19 protein-coding genes are annotated in these 20,405 nt (G+C 69.9%); 8 read left to right on the top strand and 11 right to left on the bottom strand.

Going from position 1 to position 20,405, the window contains the following annotated elements:
- Positions 1-13: 13 nt before the first annotated feature.
- Entirely contained in the window at positions 14-565 is a 552-nt protein-coding gene (locus ACTWQC_RS26020) for a LysR substrate-binding domain-containing protein (protein WP_443318218.1), read from the bottom strand.
- Between the two features lie 180 nt (positions 566-745).
- Here ACTWQC_RS26020 and ACTWQC_RS26015 point away from each other — a divergent pair, with 180 nt between their 5' ends.
- Positions 746-2,497, top strand: coding sequence for an FG-GAP and VCBS repeat-containing protein (locus ACTWQC_RS26015; RefSeq protein WP_443318217.1), 1,752 nt, complete (start codon positions 746-748; stop codon positions 2,495-2,497).
- Positions 2,498-3,077: 580 nt separating this feature from the next.
- Here ACTWQC_RS26015 and ACTWQC_RS26010 read toward each other — a convergent pair.
- Positions 3,078-3,449, bottom strand: coding sequence for a hypothetical protein (locus ACTWQC_RS26010; protein ID WP_443318216.1), 372 nt, complete (start codon positions 3,447-3,449; stop codon positions 3,078-3,080).
- A gap of 8 nt (positions 3,450-3,457) precedes the next feature.
- Positions 3,458-5,581 carry a CdiA C-terminal domain-containing protein gene (locus ACTWQC_RS26005; RefSeq protein WP_443318215.1) on the bottom strand — a complete coding sequence of 708 codons (2,124 nt, stop codon included), beginning with the start codon at positions 5,579-5,581 and terminating at the stop codon, positions 3,458-3,460.
- 225 nt (positions 5,582-5,806) lie between these two features.
- On the opposite strand from ACTWQC_RS26005, the gene ACTWQC_RS26000 reads away from it, so the two are divergent.
- Complete coding sequence (locus tag ACTWQC_RS26000) at positions 5,807-6,811, top strand: C40 family peptidase (RefSeq protein WP_443318214.1); 1,005 nt, start codon at positions 5,807-5,809, stop codon at positions 6,809-6,811.
- A gap of 191 nt (positions 6,812-7,002) precedes the next feature.
- Positions 7,003-7,833 (top strand): phosphatase PAP2 family protein, encoded by an 831-nt coding sequence (locus tag ACTWQC_RS25995; protein ID WP_443318213.1) that lies wholly within the window; start codon positions 7,003-7,005, stop codon positions 7,831-7,833.
- Positions 7,834-8,047: 214 nt separating this feature from the next.
- Here the strand turns inward: ACTWQC_RS25995 and ACTWQC_RS25990 are convergent, their stop codons facing one another.
- Both ACTWQC_RS25990 and ACTWQC_RS25985 read right to left on the bottom strand, forming a co-directional pair.
- On the bottom strand, positions 8,048-9,757 hold the full coding sequence (locus ACTWQC_RS25990) for an FAD-dependent oxidoreductase (RefSeq protein WP_443318212.1): 1,710 nt from the start codon (positions 9,755-9,757) through the stop codon (positions 8,048-8,050).
- 359 nt (positions 9,758-10,116) lie between these two features.
- Positions 10,117-10,287: a hypothetical protein gene (locus tag ACTWQC_RS25985; protein ID WP_443318211.1), complete on the bottom strand. Its 171-nt coding sequence runs from the start codon at positions 10,285-10,287 to the stop codon at positions 10,117-10,119.
- A gap of 110 nt (positions 10,288-10,397) precedes the next feature.
- Here ACTWQC_RS25985 and ACTWQC_RS25980 point away from each other — a divergent pair, with 110 nt between their 5' ends.
- Positions 10,398-11,258 (top strand): hypothetical protein, encoded by an 861-nt coding sequence (locus tag ACTWQC_RS25980; RefSeq protein ID WP_443318239.1) that lies wholly within the window; start codon positions 10,398-10,400, stop codon positions 11,256-11,258.
- A gap of 183 nt (positions 11,259-11,441) precedes the next feature.
- Complete coding sequence (locus tag ACTWQC_RS25975; protein WP_443318210.1) at positions 11,442-11,612, top strand: hypothetical protein; 171 nt, start codon at positions 11,442-11,444, stop codon at positions 11,610-11,612.
- A gap of 67 nt (positions 11,613-11,679) precedes the next feature.
- Here the strand turns inward: ACTWQC_RS25975 and ACTWQC_RS25970 are convergent, their stop codons facing one another.
- A complete protein-coding gene (locus tag ACTWQC_RS25970) occupies positions 11,680-12,048 on the bottom strand; it encodes a metal-sensitive transcriptional regulator (protein ID WP_443318209.1) in 369 nt (122 codons plus the stop codon).
- A 239-nt stretch (positions 12,049-12,287) separates the two neighbouring features.
- Between ACTWQC_RS25970 and ACTWQC_RS25965 the strand changes: the two genes are divergently transcribed.
- Positions 12,288-12,908: a DUF47 domain-containing protein gene (locus ACTWQC_RS25965; RefSeq protein ID WP_443318208.1), complete on the top strand. Its 621-nt coding sequence runs from the start codon at positions 12,288-12,290 to the stop codon at positions 12,906-12,908.
- A 9-nt stretch (positions 12,909-12,917) separates the two neighbouring features.
- Positions 12,918-13,916, top strand: a complete 999-nt coding sequence (locus tag ACTWQC_RS25960) for an inorganic phosphate transporter (RefSeq protein ID WP_443318207.1) — start codon at positions 12,918-12,920, stop codon at positions 13,914-13,916.
- Between the two features lie 360 nt (positions 13,917-14,276).
- Here the strand turns inward: ACTWQC_RS25960 and pstB are convergent, their stop codons facing one another.
- From pstB to pstS, 4 genes are all read right to left on the bottom strand, one after another.
- Complete coding sequence (gene pstB / locus ACTWQC_RS25955; protein WP_443318206.1) at positions 14,277-15,053, bottom strand: phosphate ABC transporter ATP-binding protein PstB; 777 nt, start codon at positions 15,051-15,053, stop codon at positions 14,277-14,279.
- Between the two features lie 30 nt (positions 15,054-15,083).
- Positions 15,084-16,160: a phosphate ABC transporter permease PstA gene (gene pstA, locus ACTWQC_RS25950; RefSeq protein ID WP_443318205.1), complete on the bottom strand. Its 1,077-nt coding sequence runs from the start codon at positions 16,158-16,160 to the stop codon at positions 15,084-15,086.
- On the bottom strand, positions 16,157-17,146 hold the full coding sequence (pstC, locus tag ACTWQC_RS25945; protein ID WP_443318204.1) for a phosphate ABC transporter permease subunit PstC: 990 nt from the start codon (positions 17,144-17,146) through the stop codon (positions 16,157-16,159). The genes pstA and pstC overlap by 4 nt, the downstream gene beginning before the upstream one ends.
- 125 nt (positions 17,147-17,271) lie before the next feature.
- Entirely contained in the window at positions 17,272-18,402 is a 1,131-nt protein-coding gene (gene pstS / locus ACTWQC_RS25940; protein ID WP_443318203.1) for a phosphate ABC transporter substrate-binding protein PstS, read from the bottom strand.
- A gap of 340 nt (positions 18,403-18,742) precedes the next feature.
- Here pstS and ACTWQC_RS25935 point away from each other — a divergent pair, with 340 nt between their 5' ends.
- Positions 18,743-19,783, top strand: coding sequence for an NlpC/P60 family protein (locus ACTWQC_RS25935; RefSeq protein ID WP_443318238.1), 1,041 nt, complete (start codon positions 18,743-18,745; stop codon positions 19,781-19,783).
- Between the two features lie 59 nt (positions 19,784-19,842).
- On the opposite strand, the gene ACTWQC_RS25930 is transcribed toward ACTWQC_RS25935, so the two are convergent.
- The gene (locus tag ACTWQC_RS25930; protein WP_443318202.1) at positions 19,843-20,373 is read right to left on the bottom strand and encodes an O-acetyl-ADP-ribose deacetylase; all 531 of its coding nucleotides are present in this window, start codon (positions 20,371-20,373) and stop codon (positions 19,843-19,845) included.
- Between the last annotated feature and the right edge of the window lie 32 nt (positions 20,374-20,405).

Raw genomic sequence — 20,405 nt, 5'->3', positions numbered from 1 at the left:
GGGCGGGCTGTCGTCAGGCGTCGACCAGGCGCCGGCGCGCCATCGCGAGAACGCCCGGCCTGCCGGGCTCGCCTCCTGCGACCGCGCGACCAGCATGATCTGCCGGTGAATCCGACGCCCGGCCGACCAGCTGGTGCGTGGGAGGAAGCGCGGGTTCTCTCGCGAATAGGTGCGGCTGCAGGTCATCCGGTGGGGAGTCGTACGGGCCCATCCCGATGACAGCTGCGTCGAGTTGCCCGGAGGTGAGCGCCGCCAACAGCGCGTCGGTCTCCTCCTCGAGCAGCGTGAGGTGCACGCCGGGGTGCCGCTGGCGGAACCCGCCGAGCAGCCGCAGGACAGGGTCGTCCGGCAGAGGCTGGACGAGCCCGACGGCGAGTCGGCCGATGACCAGCCCCGACAACGCGGCGACGGTTTCCTTCGCGGCGGCGGCCCGCGCGAGCATCGCCTGTGCATGCGGCAGCAGCGCTTCGCCTGCCGCGGTCAGCGCGACCGAGCGGCGGTCCCGCCGGAGCAGCCGCTCACCGTGCTCAGGCGGGTTCTGACCGCGCGTCCGTGATGGCTGCAACCGGTGCAGGATCAGCTGTACCTCGCGGAGCCCCAGCAGCGAGGCGCAGCTCGTCTGCGTACGAGTCGCCCGAGACGGTAGGGTTTTTTGCCAGGTCGGGGGGCGGGCGGCGACCAGCTCATGCGGTGAAGATCTTGAGGAAGCTGTCCCGGTGGCGCGGCCACCGACGAGGATTTGACCATGTTTCCCGAAAGTTCACGCTGGGTACTCGCCGCCGTCGCGCTGGCTGCGCTCGTGGCCGTTCCCCTGGCCTGCGACTCTCCGCCGGGCAAGGCGAAGCAGGAGGTCCCTGACTTCAACGGTGACGGCTACGCCGACCTCGCGGTCCCTGGACCGCTCAGCACGGTGGACGGGGTCCAACTGGCGGGCGCCGTCTCCGTGGTGTACGGCTCGCGGTCAGGACCCGACACCGAGCACGCCCAGGTGGTCAACCGTGCCGCCGAGGGGACCCTCGGCCAACTCGTGGCTCGGGGAACCAGGTTCGGGGGCAGCCCGGTCGCGCGCGACTTCGACGGCGATGGCTTCACCGACCTGGCGGTGACGGTGAGCACCGACGCCGACGACCATAACGGGACGGTCGTGCTGTGGGGGTCGTCCGTGGGCCTGTCCGGCGGTACGACGCTGCCGGGCGGCTGGGGTCTTCACGGCGGCGACTTCGACGGGGACGGCCGGGCCGACCTGCTGCTCGACAACTACTACGGGAGCGGCCGGCTGGACGGCGACGGGCCGACCGTCCTGTATGGTCCCCTCCCCCGTGACGGGAAGGCGCACCGGAAGGATTCGCTCGGCACCGACTGGGGCGATGACATCGTCCCGCGCGCGATCATCGTGGGCGACCTGACCGGGGACGGCCGGGACGATCTCGTCACGAGCCAGGGTTTCGAGGAGATGCAGGAGCGGGGCCGCTTCTTCAAGGGCGATGAAAACGGCCTGGAACACACCAGCGACGACCTCAACTCGTACAGCGCGGGCGGGGTGATCGCCGACTTCGACGGGGACGGGTACGGCGATCTCGTCGTCCGCGACGTCGGTGAGGTCTCTGAGGACAGCCAGGACCGACCGGGCGAGCTACGCGTCTTCCGCGGCTCGGCCTCCGGCCCCGGCTCCCGCGCGCAACGGATCACCCAGGAGACGCTGGGCCTGGCCGGTATCGACGAGCAGAGCGTGGGCGACGGGTTCGGCGACGTCCTCGCGGCGGGGGACGTCAACGGCGACGGCTACGCGGACCTCGCGGTCGGTCTCCCCGGCGAGGACACCGGCCAGGTCTCGGACACGGGCGCGGTCGTCCTGCTCCTGGGCGGCAAGAAGGGCCTCACCGGTTCCGGCGCGCAGGTCATCACCCAGGACACTCCTGGCGTCCCGGGCAGGGGCGAGTCGGCCGACCGCTTCGGTGCGGCGCTCCGGACGGGGGACATGAACCACGACGGCCACCCCGATCTGGCCGTGGGTGGCCCCGGAGAGCAGGGCAAGGTACAGCAGTCGGGCGCCGTGTGGATCCTGAACGGCACGGCGAAGGGCCTGTCGACCACGAACGTCACCTCGTTCGGCCCGGCCGCGCTGGGTGCCCCCGAGGAGGGCTCCGACGGAACCGACGTCGAGGCGAAGGGTACGGGCTTCGGCGAGAGCTTCACGGCCAGCGAGGACGACTGCGTGGCGGTCGCCCCTTCACCGGGCGGCACCCGTGTCAAGGACACCGAGGGAAGCAACGACACGGCCCGCGTCCAGGCAAGGGAGAACGGCAGCTTCTCCTGCGCTCTCCCCGAGAACGATGGCATGAGCGGCTGGGCCGTCGGCGCCGGAATCGTGGCCGCCGCCGGCACGGCACTGCTTGTCGTCAGACACCGGCGCAGGAAAGCGTCCCCTTCTGGTCGAAAGCCGACCCCCTGGTGGGCGCGCTTTGAACGTGAGCCGCGACCCCCTAACGGTCAATGACAAGTGGCCTCGCCCGTGATCGCCTGGCTCGCCTCGCTAGAAGCAGCGTTGCGGCCGCTTCTGTGAGTCCCCGTTTACCGGGGGACTGCGGGAAGATCGTTCCGCCGGGGGAGGCCTTGTTCATGAAGGCCAGGGCGATCGAGGACGTGCTGTTCCGGAGCGTGGACGTGAGGGTCTGCTGGCTGACATTCGTGGAGCCCGTGCTCGTGGTGGATGCGGCTACGTGCGGCCGACCGGGGCGGTATCCGGACTGCGGCTGTCGCGCTGGACGCGTCCATAGCCGCTGGCGCCAACTGGCGGACGGTCCTGTCGGTGAGCATCCGGTCCGGATCCGTTCGGGTTCGGCGGTTCTTCTGTGATCAAAGACAGTGCCCGCGCCGGGCGTTCGTCGAGCAGGCTCGATGTCGCGACCGACCACTTCCCGCTCTACGGGCTGAATCGCAACGCGACGGCTGCGGCGCCGGACAGCTGAACGTCGTCTGCCCGGCAGGCGGCAGATCAGCTGCCAACTGCGGGCAGATTCAGCGACTCCGACTGATCGTCGCCCCGGAAACCACGCTTCTCGACGGCCCGTCCATACTCATCTCGGGTATTCGTGAGGGGATTCCGAGTCGAGCAACTGCTGCAAATCCAGTACGAGGATCAGCGAGTAGCGTCCCAGGGAAGCAAGATTCCTGAAGATGTGTCGCGCAAGGTCTTCTTGCCGCGCCATATCCGAATCGAAGTCTCGGACGGTGAACAGCGAATCGTACCGCTCGAAGTGGATGCCGTAGGCTTCCTCGTACTCGTGCGAGAACTCGACCTCGACTGCCGCGTGGCCGAGGTTCACGGCGTAATCGATGAATTCGGAGTCCACCGGCTTCAGGTTCACGCCGCACGCGGACGAGATGTCGGCGACGAGCTGCTCCCGGGGGTGACCAGGGTGGATGAAGACGTAGTGATATTCGCTCACGGATACCTCTAGGGCCAATGGATGTGGAAGCCGTCGCCGATGATCCTGATGGAGTTCATCCTGCCAGCTGGATTGTCCCGCAGGAACTTCCCCATCCCCTCGCGCGCTCCGCTCTCGCTGAGGCCGCTGCCTCGCGCGTCGATGATGGCATCTCGCGCCTGCTTCTTTGCCGTGTTGAGCGTGTTCTTGATGGCATTGGGTGCAGCACCGGGCTGGAGGGTCTTGAACTCGGTGGGTACGCCGTCCACGAGGGCATCAGGGGTCCTCTGCCCCTCAACGGTAGACTCCTTGAGTGCCTTGACGTTCTTGCCTTCCGCCTGAAGGGATTCGGCTATCTTGCGTTCCTTGGGACTGAACGCCTTCTCGGACTCGTCGATAGCTCCCTTCCCTTGTCCAGGACTCCCTTCCTGAGGCTTGGCCTCGGTCGGCCGCTCTCCTTCTCCACTGTGGACGCCGCCGTCAGCTCCGGCGGCCATGAGGACGATGCCGGCCGCGCCGAGGGCGGCCGCATTGACCACCGCCTCGGTGGTGATGGCGCCCGCCACCACCCCGCCGCCCGCCAAGGCGAGGCCGCCAGGCGGGATCAGGGCGAACAGGGCCAGCAGGAGAAGGACGAAGCCGAGGTAGAGGAGGAACTCATCCAGCGCGGCCAGGAGATGGGCCTGCTCGGTGAGGACCTCTTCGTCTGCGGGGGTGCCCTTCAGGCGGAGGGTCAGCAGCAGAGTTCCCGTCGTGGTCGAGCCCAGGGCGGTCCAGAGGCGGAAGCGGATCGTCGCCAGTGTCTCGCCGACCGGAAGGGCCGCAGTGGTGCGCCAGGCGCGCAGCAGGACGTACAACTGCCAGGCGATCCAGGCCAGTCCCGCGATTCCGAGACCCACCATCAGCGTGGGGCCGCTGCCAGTGGAGAAGAACTCCTGGATTCCCTTGGTGGACGGGAAGGAGCCCAGCCCCAGGAAGACGACGGATGGGAGCGCGAGCAGCAGCGGGATGGGCATGAGCCAGCGGCGGGCTCGGCCGCGGGCGGCGCGGGCGGTCTTGAGTTGGGCGCGTATTCGGGCCGAGTTCCAGGCGTCCGCGTGGTTGCTCGCGTTCATCCGCGCCGCGATCGCCGCCACCGCCTGACGCAGCGGTTCGAGCCGGTCCGGTGGGGTGCGGGCCGCAGCGGCGTAGAACAGGGAGCGGCGCAGCCGGGCGAAGCGCACAGCGATCAGGGCCGTCCACGGGATGCACCAGCTACCGAAGCCCGCCAGCGCCGTCAGACCCGTCTTCCCGGCCTGCTCGTCGCTCAGCAGCACTCCGGGAACAGCCGCCTTCGCCCGGTGGAGTTGGACGAAGTCCACGGCCATCGCGGCGAGCAGACAGATCAGCGGGGCCGCCCCCACCAGGTCGTCGCCCAGCCCCGCCAACCACTGCGCCCAGCCGGGCGGGTCCTCCTTCGGCCGCCCGGTGTAGTTGGTCAGGGTGTGGTGGCCGATCGCGAACGCCAGCGGCGCCATGGCCGCAAGTTTCGCCCAGCCCCGGCCGCGCAGCAGCAGTCCCGCCCCCAGCGCGCCCACAGCGCCCCAGGCCAAGTGGAGGTTGGTGCTCAGGGTGCCGCCGGGATGCCCGAGTTCGACCACCCCGAGGGAGGCCGGAAGCCAGGTGGAGAGCACCTGGCCCAAGTCGGGGATATAGCCCGCGACCAGACTGATGCCGCCCGGCAGCATCCAGCCCCCGCCCGGATAAGGGGTCGCCCGCTCGGCATCCAGCGCGTGCTGCAGCAAGACCTCCAGCAGCCCGAACCCGGCGCCAAGACCCGCGCCGAGCACCACGTAGTCCGCCAGCCCCAACTGGTAGCGGATCTTCAGATTCCAGCCGACCAGCAACAGCGGCACGATCTTCGCCAGTTCCTCGACCACCGGAGCGACCGTGTAGCTCGAGGCCTGCACCACGTCCGCGAGCGGGTCACCGCTCCACGCCGCCATGCCACGCGTGTAGCCCCACTCCACCAGCACCGTGGCGACACCGCTGCCGTAGACGCCGAGCACGATGGTCAACAGCACCGTGGACAGCCGCACCGACCGCGCTGGCCACGCCAGCACCGCCAACTGCAGAACCCCGTAGACCGCCGCGGTCACCATGATGAACGCCACGCCAAGTCCCCCCGCTGGCCTACGTTTACGGTGCGCTTACGCTACTGCACGGTTTTGTCGCTTCCGAAACCCAGTTTGAACGGCTCCCCCGACCTCGAGCCCGACCCCGGGCCCCCACACCGGCCCTGGACCTCTCCCCATCGTTCGCCGGTGCGTCGACGTGATTTCGGCCAAACCGTCGGGCACCCCGAGACCAACCACCCCCCGATGGGGGAGGGTTGGAGGGTGCGGAAATTCTGGGTTGCCGGTGGAGTCGGCATCGGGCTGTGTCTCTGCTTTCTCGCGCTCCTCGTCGTCGGCACGTACACCGCCGCGGCGGGCATCGCCAGCGGTACGGGCCGGGGGGCCGGGCTGGCTAAGGGGGCGGTGCCGGCCGCGTACCAGCCGCTCGTGCAGAAGTGGGGCACTCTCTGCGACTCCATCAGCCCCGCACTGCTCGCGGCGCAGCTGTACCAGGAGAGCGGCTGGAACCCGAGGGCCCAGAGCCACGCCGAGGCCCAGGGGATCGCGCAGTTCATCCCCGGCACCTGGGCGACCCACGGCATCGACGGGGACGGGGACGGTGACCGGGACGTCTGGGACCCGGCGGACGCGATCCCGTCCGCGGCCTCGTACGACTGCGAGCTCGCGCGGTACGTGAAGGACGTCCCCGGCGACCGCACGGCCAACATGCTGGCCGCCTACAACGCGGGCGCGTACCGCGTGATCCGCGCCGGCGGTGTCCCGGCGATCCGCGAGACGCAGAACTACGTCAAGATCATCACGACCCTCGCCAAGAGCTTCGAGGCGCCGACGGGCAAGGTCCCGGCGTCGCGGCAGGCCGCGGGGGCGATCTACTACGCGCAGAAGAAGCTCGGCACGCCGTACTTGTGGGGCGGCGACGGCACGGCGGCGGACGGCGGCCGGTTCGACTGCTCGGGCCTGACGAAGGCGGCGTACGAGACGGTGGGGATCGAGCTGCCGCGAGTCGCCAACGACCAGTACAACGCCGGGTCCCACCCGGCCAGGGACGAGCTGATGCCGGGCGATCTGGTCTTCTTCTCGGACGACCTGACCGACTCGCGGGCCATCCGGCACGTCGGCCTCTACGTCGGCGGCGGCTACATGATCAATGCGCCGTACACGGGCGCCGTGATCCGTTTCGACAAGATCGATACGCCGGACTACTTCGGCGCGACCCGGGTCACCGAGGACGGCGCGGAGGCGCTGCCAACCGCCGACGCCTCCTAGCGCGAGTCGCCGCCACGCGGCCCTGAGCTGCGACGATGAGTCACTCTTGGATAACGTCCTGGTGATCGTTCGGTGGAGAGCGGAACGCCGCGGGAAGCGTCGGCGTTCCCTGGACTGGGGACGCAGCACCTCAACCGCCACGGGGGTCAGCAGCAGGCACGTACGAGCACAGAGACAAGGGGCCGCGGCAGATGGCTGGAGTCGAGTCGACCGGGTCGAACCCCGACGTTTCCCTGCTCTACGACATCAACGGGTTCGCCGCCGACGCCCCACGCTGGTTCGACCGGGTCATGGAGTGGACGGGCGAGTACGGGATCATGGCCGGGCTGGTGCTGCTCATGGTCTGGTGCTGGTGGGCCGTCAGAAAGCGGGAGGACGCGCCGACCGCCGTCGCCGGGCTGATCTGGGCGCCGCTCGCGGCCGGTCTCGCCCTGCTCGTCAACGTTCCGATCCGCGGCTTCGTCGAGCGCCCCAGACCCTTCGTCGACCACAGGGGGCTCGAGGTCCTCATCGCCGGAAAGACCGATTTCTCCTTTGTCAGCGACCACGCGACGATGGCGATGGCCCTCGGCGTCGGAGTCTTCGTCGCCAACCGGAAGTTCGGGCTCGCCGGGATCGCGCTCGCCCTGCTGGAGGGCTTCTGCCGCGTCTATATGGGCGTGCACTACCCGACGGACGTCATCGGCGGATTCGCGCTCGGCACGGCGGTCGCCCTGCTGCTCGCCCCGGCGGCGATGGCGCTCCTCACGCCACTGACGCGCGCCGTCGTGGACTCGCGGCGCGGGGGGTGGCTCGTACAGGGCGCGGGCGGCGTACGGGGCATGGGCGTACGGGACCCGCAGGCGCGGGAGGTCGAGGCTGCGGGCGGCACTGACGGAGGGTCGGGCACTGGGGCGGCGGGGGCACCTCCGGCGGAGCGAGAGGGAGGGGCGGACGGTTCGGGGGGCTCGGACGGTTCGCCGGGCTCGGGCGAGCCGGGCGGCTCCGGCGGCTCCGGCGGCGACAAGGACCTCGCCGCTTAGGGCGTGTCCGGTGAATCGTGGCGCCCGCGGTGGGTTGTTCCCCTGACCCACCCTCCCCCAGCTACCGCTGGGAGGTGCCCCCCATCCCGAAACTGGGCTCCGCCCCGGACCCCAGGGTCGAGGGGCCCCAGCCCCCGGTTGCGGAATGGGTCGCCCGCGGCCGCAGGCCGCTGCGGGCCCCTGCGGGGAAAGGCCCGCCGGGCCGCGACGCCCCTCACAGCGCCTGCGGGAAGTCGAAGACGCGCTCCGGGTCGTACTGCCGCTTCAGGCGCGTGAGACGGTCCGCAGCAGGCCCGTAGTACGCGCGCCGCCAGTCCTTCAGGGCCGGGTCCGTGTAGTTCTGGTAGGCCGCGCCGGAGGCGTGGCGGCGCATCGCCCGGTGCAGGTCGTTCAGCCACGCGGTCGCCGCCGAGCCGCTCCGCCCCGCCCGCCAGGCCGCCAAGTACTGGGCCAGTACGCGCGAGCGGCGGTGCACGAACGCCGTCGCTGTCGGCGCGACCCGGTTGACCGCCCCGCCCAGCGCCGTAAGCACGATCGTGCCGGAACCGGAACCGGAACCGGAACCGGAACCGGAACCGGACCCGAGCTCGGGCCCAGCCCCAGCCCCAGCCCTAGCCCCAGCCTCAGCCCCAGGGCCCGAGCCGCTGCCGCCCGCCCTGCCGTAGCGCTCGACCCGGTCGATGAGGACCCGGATGCCCTCGGGGCCGAGCGGGCGGTCGTAGAAGTCCGAGCGCGAGGCGTACGTCTCGCGGACGAGGGAGCCCACTGGGCGGCGGCCCGGGGTGCTGCCGGGCAGATGGCACTGGTCGGCGCTGTACGACGCGCAGCCCGCGTACGCGTCCATCGCCTCCGGGTACGTGCTGCCGCGCAGCGAGACGGACGACGCGGAGGCGCCGACCCCGTCGGCCAGCCGGTCCACGGCGTTCTGCAGATCCCGGTACGCGCCGAGCGAGAAGGCGGAGACCGCGACCCGGGGCGACCCGCCCGCGACCGCCGCGAGGTGTACGGCCGACCAGATCTCGTCCGGCTGCTCCGGACCCCACTCCTGCCAGGCGCGGACGACGTCGGCGGCCTTGCCCCACGGCCAGTTCAGGCGCGCGGCGACGACGGCAGGCGGCCGGTGCGTACGGAAGCGGAGCTCGGTGACGACGCCGAAGTTGCCGTTGCCCGCGCCCCGCAGGGCCCAGAAGAGGTCGCGGTGGTCGGCCGCGTCGCAGCGCAGGGTGCGGCCGTCCGCCGTGACGAGGGTGGCGGCGAGCAGGCTGTCGCAGGTGAGCCCGTACGCGCGGGACACGACGCCATGGCCGCCGCCGAGGGTGAGCCCTGAGATGCCGACGGTGGGGCAGGTGCCGCCGGGGACGGTGACGCCGCGGGCGCCGAGGCGGGCGTAGACGTCGACGAGCTTGGCGCCGGCGCCGATGACGGCCTCCGCGCGCCCGGTGACGGCGACGCGGTCGAGCCGGGAGACGTCGATGACCAGGCGCCCGGTGCCGCTGGACCAACCGGCGTAGGAGTGGCCGCCGTTGCGGATGGCGACGGGGACGGCGTGGCGGCGGGCGAAGGCCAGGCACTCGGCGATGTCGGCGGTGCCGGAGACGTACGCGACGGCGGCGGGGCGCAGGTGGTCGAAGCGGGTGTTGTAGAGCCTGCGGGCGGAGGTGTAGTCGACGTCGCCGGGCCTGACGAGGCCGCCGCCGAGGCCGCGGGCGAGGGCGGACCAGTCGCCGGCGCGGGGGGCGTCGGCGGGCGTGCCGTGGCGGCCGGGGCGGTCGGAGCGCGGGCCGCGGGTGCGGCTGTGGTCGCGGTTGCCGTCGCGGGCACGGGAAGAGGCGGCCGCCTGGCCGGAGTCGCCGCTGCATCCGGCGAGCCAGGCCGCGGTGGCCGCGAATCCGGTCCCCGCCTGCAGAAGCGTGCGCCTGTCCATCCGAACCTCCAAACGACGTCTGACGCACGGCCAGACGATGCTCGATGGACGTAGGTTCCCCCGCTCAGGGCGGCGATTTGCGGCACATCCGCAAGAACGGAATTCGTGTCATCACAGCTCGCGCGCGCAGGCCCAAAGCGGTTGAAGGACAGGCCAGTTCGGAACGGCCCTCGCCCTGAGCCGAGCGTGGCACGGCCGAGCTCACCGGCTGACCGCATGCCCGGTGACCACGGTCGGCCCGGTTTCCTGTGGTGATGAGCTCGGCCGCACCCTCTCCTACGAGTCATACGAGGTGAGCCTGACCGGCAGGGTCGGGGTCCGGCTCGACAAAGGGGGGGCCGCGGTCGGGCGCCGTCCCCTCAGCGCTCCAGGTGCGCCGCCGCGTCCTCCCGCGCCTTGGCGCGGGCGCGGCGGGCCGGGCCGGTCCAGCCGCAGCTGCAGCGGGCGATACAGAAGGCACCCTGCTCGACAGTGCGCGTGCAGTGGCCCTCGCCGGGCTCGCTCGGTACTTCGGGGGCTTTCGGACGCACCAGTCCACCGTACCGGCCGTGACGGGCACCCCCGCCCGGTCGTTAAGCGGAACGAGCTTCGGGCCGGGGTCGCTCCGGCTGGTCTTTCAGGGGGTTCGCAGGCGATGGCGATGGTGGTGCAGCGGCACGGACGGAAAGGCGGCGCCGTTGCCGCCGCCGTGGGCAGCCTGGCGGTGGGCCTGCTGGCCACCGGCTGTTCCGGGATGGGCGCCGCGGCCGACGAGCGCGGCAGCGTCGACGACGCGACCGCCGCGGCCGTCGTGCACCGGGCCGCAGACGTCCTGGAACGCTTCGGCAGCTCCCGGGCGTATACGTCCATGGAGACGGCGACCGGCGGCACCCGGGTCACCATCCGCGGCCGGGGCGCGTTCGACTACACCAGACGGATCGGCCGCCTCGTCGTCGTGCTGCCGAAGGACGCCGCGGGCGCGCCTGAGCACCAGCCGGTGACCGAACTCCTCGCCCCCGGCGCCCTGTATATGAAGGACCGCGGCGCGGGCGTGCCGCCCGACAAGTGGGTGCGGGTGGACACGACCGGCCTCGCCGACGGGAACCTGGTCACGGGCGGGGCGACCGACCCGCTGTCCGCGGCGGAACTGCTGCGCGGGGCGCGGGACGTGAGGTACGCGGGCGAGGCGAAGGCCCCGGAGGACGGGGTGACCGTCCGGCACTACCGGGGGACGACGGACATCGGGCGCGCCGCCCGGGCCGCCTCGCCGCACGCGCGCGGGGCGCTCACGGCCGCCGCGAAGGGCTTCTCGAAGGACGCCGTACCGTTCGATGCGTATCTCGACGAGCAGGGGCGCCTGCGGAAGGTCCGCCACCGCTTCACCTTCTCCAACGGCAGCGATGCGACGGCGACCGAGGTCGTGTCGACGACCGTGCTGCACGGGTTCGGGAGCGGCGTGAACGTCGACCTGCCGCCGGACCGCGACATCTACGCAGGCAAGATCGCCGTCCCGGAGTCATAGCGGACAGCCGGGACAACGGGCCCCAACGGGCCCGTGGAAATGGTCCGTCCGTGCCATGCGCGCACTGTGGCCGGTTCCCTACGCTGGGCTCTACACGCACAGCGGTGTTCAACGCAAGAGGCAGCACGTAAGGAAACGCAGTCAGGCGCTGCAGACGGCGCTCGCGACGAGGAGGTGACGCACGTGCCTGTGCCCAGCGGCTCCGCGGTCCAGGACCACGTGGCCCTCGCAGAGATCGAGCTGTGCGGCGAGTTGATGATCGCGGCGTCGGCCGCGGACGGGGAACGGCTCAGTCCGGCCCGTATCGACGAAGTGCTCAGGGTCACGGCGGACCGCGCCGAGGAGCACGGCTAGGCGGACGCCCGGGGTGCCGGGGACGTCGGGGGGCATGGGGGCGGCTGACTGGCTGGAAATCGCCGCATCAGGTGCGCAGCAGGCGGGCGATCGCAGCTGTGGCCTCCGCCACCTTCGCGTCGATCTCCTCGCCGCCCTCGACGGCCCCCTGAGCGGAGCTCTCCATGGCTGCACTCGCGACGCAGTGCCGCAGGTGCTCCTCCAGCAGCTGCAGGGCGAAGGACTGCAGCGCCTTCGTACTGGCCGAAACCTGCGTGAGTATGTCGATGCAGTAGACGTCCTCGTCGACCATCCGCTGGAGGCCGCGGATCTGGCCCTCGATCCGGCGCAGCCGCTTGAGGTGCTGGTCCTTGTCCTTGGTGTAGCCGTGCGGCCCGGTGCCCGTGGCGGGCCCGGAATCCGGGTTGTGGCAGGTGGCGGCCTCAGTGGTCGTCATGGGGTCCTCCGTCGTCCGCGGGCCGTGTGAGCCGTGCAACCGGGGTGAGCCGTGAAAAAGGAGTTACGCGCGTTTAAATACCCCTGGCGGGTATATCGTACCGAATTTCACGGTGCGTCCGGGGCCCGTGCCGGAGCACCCTGTCCGATGGGCGACACTGAAGGACAGCCGGTTAGCCGTGGCCGGATGATGCGCCTAGCATCACCCTGACCGAATCCGATGCATACCGAGGAACCCACGTGCGCTTTCGTCTGACCCCCAGGGAGACGAGCTTCTACGACATGTTCGCCGCGTCCGCGGACAACATCGTCACAGGCTCCAAGCTCCTCATGGAACTGCTCGGAGCGGACGCCTCTGCCCGGGCCGAGATTGCCGACCGGATGCGGGCAGCGGAGCACGCGGGGGACGACGCCACTCACGCGATCTTCCACCAGCTCAACTCCTCCTTCATCACGCCGTTCGACCGCGAGGACATCTACTCCCTGGCCTCGTCCCTCGACGACATCATGGACTTCATGGAGGAGGCCGTCGACCTGGTCGTCCTCTACAAGGTCGAGGAGCTGCCGAAGGGCGTGGACCAGCTGATCGAGGTCCTGGCGCGGGCGGCGGAGCTGACCGCCGAGGCCATGCCGCACCTGCGGACGATGGAGAACCTCACCGAGTACTGGATCGAGGTCAACCGGCTCGAGAACCAAGCCGACCAGATCCACCGCAAGCTCCTCGCGCACCTCTTCAACGGCAAGTACGACGCCATCGAGGTGCTCAAGCTCAAGCAGATCGTGGATGTGCTCGAGGAGGCGGCGGACGCCTTCGAGCACGTCGCCAACACGGTCGAGACCATCGCGGTCAAGGAGTCCTGAGCCCCGGCCATGGACACCTTCGCGCTTGTCGTGACCATCGGGGTCGCGCTCTTCTTCACGTATACCAACGGCTTCCACGACTCCGCGAACGCCATCGCGACCTCGGTCTCCACGCGGGCGCTGACCCCGCGGGCCGCGCTCGTCATGGCCGCGGTCATGAACCTCGCCGGCGCCTTCATGGGCAGCGGGGTCGCCAAAACGGTCAGTGAAGGGCTGATCGAGACGCCGACCGGCCGGTCGGGGATGGGGATCCTGTTCGCCGCCCTCGTGGGGGCGATCGTCTGGAACCTGATCACCTGGTACTTCGGCCTGCCGTCGTCTTCCAGCCACGCGCTCTTCGGCGGCATGGTCGGCGCGGCGCTCGCGGGCGGCACGGAGGTCATCTGGACGGGCGTGCTCGAGAAGGTCGTCATCCCGATGTTCGTCTCGCCCGTCGTGGGCCTGGGACTCGGCTACCTGGTCATGCTCGCGATCATGTGGATCTTCCGCAGCGCCAACCCGCACAAGGCCAAGCGCGGCTTCCGCATAGCCCAGACCGTCTCGGCGGCGGGCATGGCGCTCGGCCATGGTCTGCAGGATGCCCAGAAGACGATGGGCATCGTGGTGATGGCCCTGGTCATCGCGGATGTGGAGGACGCGGGCGACCCGATCCCGGTGTGGGTGAAGATCGCGTGTGCGGTGATGCTGTCGCTCGGGACGTACGCGGGCGGGTGGCGGATCATGCGGACGCTGGGGCGGCGGATCATCGAGCTGGACCCCCCGCAGGGGTTCGCCGCCGAGACGACGGCGGCGTCGGTGATGTACACGGCGTCGTTCATGTTCGGCGCGCCGATCTCGACGACGCATGTCATCACGTCGGCGATCATGGGCGTCGGCGCGACGAAGCGGGTGAACGCGGTGCGGTGGGGTGTCGCGAAGAACATCGTCGCGGGCTGGTTCATCACGATGCCCGCGGCGGCGGCGGTCGCCGCCCTGAGCTACTGGATCGTCAACCTGGCCTTCGGCTAACGACCTCTCCCCACTCACCCTTGCCAGGGGACTCCGCTCCCCGAAAAACATCCCGCCGCGATGGAGGTCAACCCCCGCGGCGGAGCTCGGCGGTGCCGAACCGGCCTCAGCCCGTGGGTATTCCGCCGCGACGCAGGAATCCAGCCGTGACGGCAGCCGCGACCAACCCCCCGCCCGCCGCAGGCAAAGCGTGGGCCCGCCCCCGGGAGCCAGGGGCGGGCCCTTCGTCTTGCGGTGGCACCGCCATGCAGCACCGCAGGACGCCTTTGCCACGCGACACGAAGCCGCATGATGTCTCGCGTCAGCCGTGCCGGGCAGGGCCCGTCCCTTCGCGGAGCGGCCCGCCCGGCGAGGGCATGGTCAGCCGAAGCGGCCGGAGATGTAGTCCTCCGTCGCCTGCACGGACGGGTTGGAGAAGATCCGCTCGGTCTCGTCGATCTCGATGAGCTTGCCGGGCTGGCCCACCGCGGACAGGTTGAAGAAGGCCGTACGGTCCGAGACGCGCGCCGCCTGCTGCATGTTGTGCGTCACGATGACGATCGTGAAGCGCTCCTTCAGGTCGCCGATCAGGTCCTCGATGGCGAGGGTCGAGATCGGGTCCAGCGCGGAGCACGGCTCGTCCATGAGCAGGACCTGCGGCTCGACCGCTATCGCGCGGGCGATGCACAGCCGCTGCTGCTGGCCGCCGGAGAGGCCGGACCCGGGCTTGTTCAGCCGGTCCTTGACCTCGTTCCAGAGGTTGGCGCCCTTCAGCGACTTCTCGACGATGCTGTCGAGCTCGCGCTTCTTGTACGAGCCGTTGAGCCGCAGACCCGCCGCCACGTTGTCGTAGATCGACATCGTCGGGAACGGGTTCGGCCGCTGGAAGACCATGCCGACCGTGCGGCGTACGGCGACGGGGTCGACGCCGGAGCCGTAGAGGTTCTCGTCGTCCAGCATCACCTTGCCCTCGACCCGGCCGCCGGGGGTGACCTCGTGCATCCGGTTCAGGGTGCGGAGGAAGGTGGACTTGCCGCAGCCGGACGGGCCGATGAAGGCCGTCACGGAGCGGGGCTCGACGGTCATCGAGATGTCCTCGATGGCCTTGTGATTGCCGTAGTACGCGGTGAGGCCGCTGACGTCGATGCGCTTGGCCATGTGAATCACTTCTCTTCTACGTGGCCGCGGTCAGCGACCGGTCTTCGGGGCCTTCCAGCGGGCGATGCCGCGGGCCACCAGGTTGAGGATCATGACGAACGCGATGAGGACGAGCGCCGCCGCCCATGCACGGTCGAAGGACTGCTCGGTGCCGAGCTTGTACTGCTCGTAGACGTACAGCGGGAGCGACGACTGCGCCCCGTTGAACGGATCGTTGTTGATGAACACGTTGCCGAACACCAGGAGCAGGACCGGGGCGGTCTCACCGGCGATGCGCGCCACGGCGAGCATGACACCCGTGGTGATACCGCCGATCGCGGTCGGCAGGACCACCTTGAGAATGGTGCGCCACTTCGGCACGCCCAGGGCGAGGGAGGCCTCACGCAGCTCGTTCGGGACGAGCTTGAGCATCTCCTCGGTGGAGCGCACGACGATCGGCATCATCAGGATCGCCAGGGCCAGGGCGCCGGCGAAGCCGGAGAAGCCCATCTGAAAGGTCAGCACCCAGGTGGACAGGATGAACAGACCCGCGACGATCGACGGGATGCCCGTCATGACGTCGACGAAGAAGGTGACGGCCTTGGCCAGCTTCCCGCGCCCGTACTCCACCAGGTAGATCGCCGTGAACAGGCCGATCGGGGCGGCGATCAGGGTCGCGATCCCGACCTGCTCCAGGGTGCCGATGATGGCGTGGTAGACGCCGCCGCCCAGGTCGGTGCTGCCGAGCCCGGCCATGGAGTGGCTGAGGAAGGCACTGTCCAGCACCTTCGCGCCGCGCGCGATGGTGACCCAGGAGAGCGAGACCAGCGGGACGATGGCCAGGATGAAGCAGACCCAGACGAGGCTGGTGGCCACGCGGTCCTTGGCCTGCCGCTTGCCCTCGATGCTGCTGGTGATCACGTACGAGCCGAGGACGAACAGGAGCGCGGAGATCAGGCCCCACTGGACCTTGCTGTGCCAGCCGGCTCCGACGCCGATGCCGACGCCCGCGGCGATCGAGCCCATGGCGATGGCGAACGGGGCCCAGCGCGGCATGCGCCGGTGAGCGAGGCTGGCCGGGCCCGGGGCGCCGGCGACCGGGGGCTTGTCGATGACGGCGTCGCTCATGCGTTGGCCCCCGAGTACTCCTTGCGGCGGGCGATGATCAGGCGGGCCGCGCCGTTGACCAGCAGTGTGATGACGAAGAGCACCAGACCGGAGGCGATCAGCGCGTCACGGCCGTACTCGTTCGCCTCGCTGAACTTCGCGGCGATGTTCTGGGCGAACGTGCCGCCGCCCGGGTCCAGCAGATGGCCGGAGAAGAGGAAGCTCGGGGAGAGCACGGTGGCCACGGCCATCGTCTCGCCGAGCGCCCGGCCGAGGCCGAGCATCGAGGCGCTGATGATGCCGGAGCGGCCGAAGGGCAGCACCGACATGCGGATGACCTCCCAGCGCGTGGCGCCGAGGGCCAGGGCCGCCTCCTCGTGCATCTTCGGCACCTGGAGGAAGACCTCGCGGGTGACGTTGGTGATGATCGGCAGGATCATCACGGCGAGCAGGATGCCGACGGTGAAGAGCGAGCGGGCCGGGCCCGCGCCCTCCTTGTCGAAGATGTACGTCCAGCCCAGGAACTCGTTCAGCCAGCTGTTCAGGCCGCCGAGGTACGGAACGAGGACGAGCGCGCCCCAGAGGCCGTAGATGATGCTGGGGACGGCGGCGAGCAGGTCGATGACGTACGCCAGCGGCGTGGCCAGCCTGCGCGGCGCGTAGTGGGAGACGAACAGCGCGATGCCGACCGCGATGGGGACGGCGATGACCATGGCGATGATCGAGCTCACGACCGTGCCGTAGGCCAGGATCGCGATGCCGAACTCCGGCGGGCTCCCCGCCGGGTTCCACTCGAAGGCGGTGAGGAAGTTCGCCTTGTCCTTCGAGATGGCCAGATATGCGCGGTAGGTGAGGAAGACCGCGATGGCCGCCATGATCACCAGCAGCAGGATGCCGGACCCGCGGGAGAGGCCGAGGAAGACCTTGTCTCCGGGGCGGTTCGCCTTGCCCTTGGGGACGGACGGTGGTGGTGGCGGCGGTGCGGTTGCGGTGGGGGTTATATCCATGATTGCTCCGGTCTGATGGGGTCTTGTCCCCTTGTGAGGGGCCCCTGGCGGCGGTGCACCGGATGGTGGTGACCTCGGACGGACGGCCCCGCCCTGCTATGGCTGGGCGGGGCCGGACGCCGGGGTCAGGAGAGAGTCGGGATGGTCTCGCGGACCTTGGCGGCGATCTCGGCGGGGAGCGGCGCGTAGCCCTCCTCGGTCAGGATCTTCTGGCCGTCCTCGCTGGAGGTGTAGGTGAAGAAGGACTTCACCGCATCGAGGGTTTCGGCCTTGTTGCCCTTGTCACAGGCGATCTCGTAGGTGACCAGGATGATCGGGTAGGCACCCTCGGCCTGGGTCTTGTAGTCGAGCTCGAGGGCGAGGTCCTTGTCCTTGCCGACGACCTTGGCGGCCGCGATGGCCTTGGAGGCGTTCTCGGAGGTGGCCTCGACGGGCTGGGCAGCGCCGGTGTCGACCTTCACGGTGCTGATGTCCTGCGAGGTGGCGTACGACAGCTCGAAGTAGCCGATGGAGCCGTCGGTCTGCTTGACCTGCGAGGCGACACCCGAGGAGCCGTTGGCGGACTGGCCGCCCTTGGCCGGCCAGGACTTCTCGTCCTCGTACTTCCAGTCACTCGCGGCGGAACCGCCCAGGTACTTGCCCAGGTTCTGGGTCGTACCGGACTCGTCGGAGCGGTGGAAGGCCTGGATCTCGGTGGCCGGCAGCTTGGCGTCCGGGTTCAGCTTCTTGATCGCCGGGTCGTTCCACTTCTTGATCTTCGAGTCGAAGATCTTGGCGATCGTCGGGGCGTCGAGGACCAGGTCGTCCACGCCGGCGACGTTGTAGCCGATGGCGATCGGACCGCCGAGCATCGGGAGGTTGATGCCCTGGCCGCCCTTGCAGATCTTCTTGGACTCGGTGACCTCCTCCGGCTTCAGCGCGGAGTCGGAGCCCGCGAAGGCGGTCGAGCCCTGGAGGAACTCGGTGATGCCACCGCCGGAGCCGATGTCCTTGTAGTTGATCTGCGTTTCCTTGCAGGCCGAGGTGTAGTTCTGGATCCAGGCGTCAATGGCGTTCTTCTGTGCCGAGGAGCCGGAGGCCAGCAGCTGCCCCTCGCCGTCACACTTGATGTTGCCGGCGGCCGCCGTGTCGGCCTTGCCGCCTTCCTTGGTGTTGTCGTCCGAGCCGCAGGCGGTGAGGACGAGTGCACCGGACACTGCGACTGCGCCGACGGTCAGGGCGCGGAGACCGCGGCCGTTCTTACGCTGAAGCTTCACCTTCGAAGGTTCCTTCCTGGGCCCGCCGGCGGACGGCGAAGCAGACGAGGGTTTGTTTCTGCTATCCACCGGCGGCACACGCCACCGGTACGGCTGAAATTAGGCAGATCAGGTGAAGCGATCGACGGGTGCAAGTGAACTCAAGGTGAACCTCGACCGTCGGTGCGGCGACACGGCGTGTCCGAAAGCAGCTGTATGCCTCTTCTGGATTATGGAGAGGCATGGCACCATCCGCGCCTGGATAGGAACTAGCCAGTAACCAGTGACCAGGTGGGGCGACGTGGGGAGGCGGCCGGTGAATCGGCAGGGGGGCAGGGGCGTGAGCAGGGGGATACGGATCATGACGGCGACGGCGCTGGTATGCGCCGTGAGTGCGCTGATCGTGCCAGGAGCGGCAGGAGTGGCGTACGCGGCCCCCCTCGAGCCGAGGCCGAAGCCCGCGGCGGACCGGAGCCTGGAGGAGGTCCGCAAGGAGATCGACGGGCTGTACCGGAAGGCCGAGGCCGCCACGGACGCGTACAACGCGGCCCGCAGCGCCTCCGAGAAGCAGTCACGGCAGATCGTCCGGATCGCCAAGGACATCGTCGAGGCGCAGAAGAGGATGGACCGCCTGAGGAACCAGGCGGGCGCCCTGGCCCGCGCCCAGTACCGGGCCGGCAGCCTCCCCGACGAGGCGCAGCTCCTGCTGAAGAACGAGCCCGAGGACTTCTTCCGCGGCGCCGACCTGGCCCGCAAGGGCCAGCAGGCCACCAAGGGTCTGATGACCGCCTTGGCCCGCACCCAGCGCGACCTGGACGGTTACGCGAGGTCGGCGAACGAGCAGTGGCGGAAGCTCGAGGAGAACCGCAAGAAGAAGGCCGCCGCGAAGAAGGAGATCAAGGACCGGCTCGCGGACGCGAAGAAGGTGGAGAGCCGGCTCGCGAAGGAGGAGCTGGAGCGGCTGCGCGAGCTGGAGGACGAGGCCGCCCGCAAGGCGCAGGCCAGGTGGCTCGGCTCCGGAGTGCTGGACGAGATCGGCGGCAGGGCCTCGAAACAGGGCAAGAAGGCCATCGCGTTCGCGACGAAGCAGATCGGCAAGGACTACGTGTGGGGGGCCGAGGGCCCGGACACGTACGACTGCTCGGGGCTGACCTCACAGGCGTGGCTGGCCGCGGGCCGGGCCATTCCGCGGACCTCGCAGGAGCAGTGGAGGCAGCTGCCCCGGGTGGACATCGAGGACATGCGTCCCGGCGACCTGATCATCTATCACGACGACGCGAGCCATGTGGGGATGTACGTCGGGGATGGCGCGATCGTGCACGCTCCGCGGCCGGGGCGGCAGGTGACGCTCGCGGGTGCGGGGTCGATGCGGATCCTGGGAGTCGTACGTCCCGACAAGTAGCGCCCGTTGACGCCCGTGAGAGGTCATCCGGGCGCCCCTGACGGTTACGTGACGGGCTGTCAATGTGCTTGCTGCAAGCCCTTCCACACCTCCGCGAAGGCGTCGTAGGCCTCCTGTCCGAAGAGTACGAAACGCGCCTCCGTGACTGTCCTGGTGTCCGTGTCGCGGACCGTGGTGAGGGCGATGCGCGCGGCGTCGCGGAGCGGCCAGTGGTAGACGCCCGTCGAGATGGCGGGGAATGCGACCGTGCGTGCGCCCAGCTCGTCGGCGACGCGCAGGGACTCGCGGTAGCAGGAGGCGAGCGTGGCGGAGCGGTCCTCGGTGTCCGACCAGGCCGGGCCCACGGTGTGGATCACCCAGCCGGCGGGCAGCCGTCCGGCCGTCGTCGTCACCGCCTGGCCCGCCGGGAGTCCGCCGCCGTACTGCGCTGCGCGCAGCGCCCGGCACTCCTCCAGGATCTCGGGCCCGCCCCTGCGGTGAATGGCGCCGTCGACGCCGCCCCCGCCGAGCAGCGAGGAGTTCGCGGCGTTCACCACGGCATCGACCGACTGGTCCGTGATGTCGCCCAAGGTCAGCGTGATGTTCGTCATTCCCCGATTGTCTCGCTTCCGGCCAAAAGCCC

Origin of the sequence: Streptomyces sp. 8N616 (assembly GCF_052246385.1) — a bacterium.
Taxonomy (GTDB): Bacteria; Actinomycetota; Actinomycetes; order Streptomycetales; family Streptomycetaceae; genus Streptomyces.
This window is presented reverse-complemented; position numbering and strand designations above follow the sequence as displayed.

Excerpts from the sequence above, each read along its gene's own strand:
- ACTWQC_RS26015 (WP_443318217.1), top strand. The coding sequence starts at position 746 with ATGTTTCCCGAAAGTTCACGCTGGGTACTCGCCGCCGTCGCGCTGGCT.
- ACTWQC_RS25995 (WP_443318213.1), top strand. The coding sequence starts at position 7,003 with ATGGCTGGAGTCGAGTCGACCGGGTCGAACCCCGACGTTTCCCTGCTC.
- ACTWQC_RS25990 (WP_443318212.1), bottom strand. The coding sequence starts at position 9,757 with ATGGACAGGCGCACGCTTCTGCAGGCGGGGACCGGATTCGCGGCCACC.
- ACTWQC_RS25980 (WP_443318239.1), top strand. The coding sequence starts at position 10,398 with ATGGTGGTGCAGCGGCACGGACGGAAAGGCGGCGCCGTTGCCGCCGCC.
- ACTWQC_RS25970 (WP_443318209.1), bottom strand. The coding sequence starts at position 12,048 with ATGACGACCACTGAGGCCGCCACCTGCCACAACCCGGATTCCGGGCCC.
- ACTWQC_RS25960 (WP_443318207.1), top strand. The coding sequence starts at position 12,918 with ATGGACACCTTCGCGCTTGTCGTGACCATCGGGGTCGCGCTCTTCTTC.
- pstB (WP_443318206.1), bottom strand. The coding sequence starts at position 15,053 with ATGGCCAAGCGCATCGACGTCAGCGGCCTCACCGCGTACTACGGCAAT.
- pstA (WP_443318205.1), bottom strand. The coding sequence starts at position 16,160 with ATGAGCGACGCCGTCATCGACAAGCCCCCGGTCGCCGGCGCCCCGGGC.
- pstC (WP_443318204.1), bottom strand. The coding sequence starts at position 17,146 with ATGGATATAACCCCCACCGCAACCGCACCGCCGCCACCACCACCGTCC.
- ACTWQC_RS25935 (WP_443318238.1), top strand. The coding sequence starts at position 18,743 with ATGACGGCGACGGCGCTGGTATGCGCCGTGAGTGCGCTGATCGTGCCA.
- ACTWQC_RS25930 (WP_443318202.1), bottom strand. The coding sequence starts at position 20,373 with ATGACGAACATCACGCTGACCTTGGGCGACATCACGGACCAGTCGGTC.